The sequence below is a fragment of the Candidatus Eisenbacteria bacterium genome (assembly GCA_035712145.1).
Taxonomy (GTDB): Bacteria; Eisenbacteria; RBG-16-71-46; order RBG-16-71-46; family RBG-16-71-46; genus DASTBI01.
Window position 1 is genome coordinate 1 of sequence record DASTBI010000268.1, and the last position, 1045, is coordinate 1045.

At 55.2% G+C, this 1045-nt stretch carries 1 rRNA gene; it reads right to left on the reverse strand.

Features of this window, described 5'->3' with window-relative positions:
• Window positions 1-26: 26 nt before the first annotated feature.
• Window positions 27-1045: ribosomal RNA gene (locus tag VFQ05_18660) — 23S ribosomal RNA — on the reverse strand; the annotation flags it as partial.

The window sequence follows — 1045 nt, forward strand, 5'->3', positions numbered from 1 at the left end:
GAAGAGTAATAAGTTCTCCACATCACGGGATTCAGCCCTCGACCATTAGTACAACTTAGCTCAACACATTACTGCGCTTACACTTGTTGCCTATATAGCAGGTGGTCTACCTGCGGTCTTACTCCATTAACTGGAATACAGGGATCTAATCTTGAGGCGAGTTTCCCACTTAGATGCTTTCAGCGGTTATCTCTGCCCGACGTAGCTACCCAGCAATGCCGTTGGCACGACAACTGGCACACCAGAGGTCAGTCCACTCCGGTCCTCTCGTACTAGGAGCAGCTCCTCTCAAATCCCTTACGCCCACAGCGGATAGAGACCGACCTGTCTCACGACGGTCTGAACCCAGCTCGCGTACCGCTTTAACGGGCGAACAGCCCGACCCTTGGGACCTTGTCCAGCCCCAGGATGCGATGAGCCGACATCGAGGTGCCGAGCGAGATCGTCGATGTGAACTCTTGGATCTCACCAGCCTGTTATCCCCGGGGTAGCTTTTATCCGGTAAGCCACGGCCCTTCCACTCGGTACCGTGGGATCACTAAGCCCTACTTTCGTATCTGCTCGACGCGTTGGTCTTGCAGTCAAGCTCCCTTATGCCTTTACACTCTTTGGCAGGTTTCCATTCTGCCTGAGGGAACCTTTGGGCGCCTCCGTTACTCTTTGGGAGGCGACCGCCCCAGTCAAACTGCCCACCTGGCACGGTCCCCCGCCCGGATGACGGTGCGGGGTTAGGGTCTAAATATAATCAGGGTGGTATTTCACTGACGGCTCCACCGAGGCTAACGCCCCAGCTTCACAGCCTCCCACCTATTCTACACAGATCATACCCAAACACAATGCCAAGTTGCAGTAAAGCTCCACGGGGTCTTTTTGTCCTGCTGCGGGTAGGCCGCATCTTCACAGCCATTTCAACTTCACCGGGTCCCTTGTTGAGACAGTGCTCTGATCGTTACGCGGTTCGTGCGGGTCGGAACTTACCCGACAAGGAATTTCGCTACCTTAGGACCGTTATAGTTACGGCCGCCGTTCACCGGGGCTTCGGTTC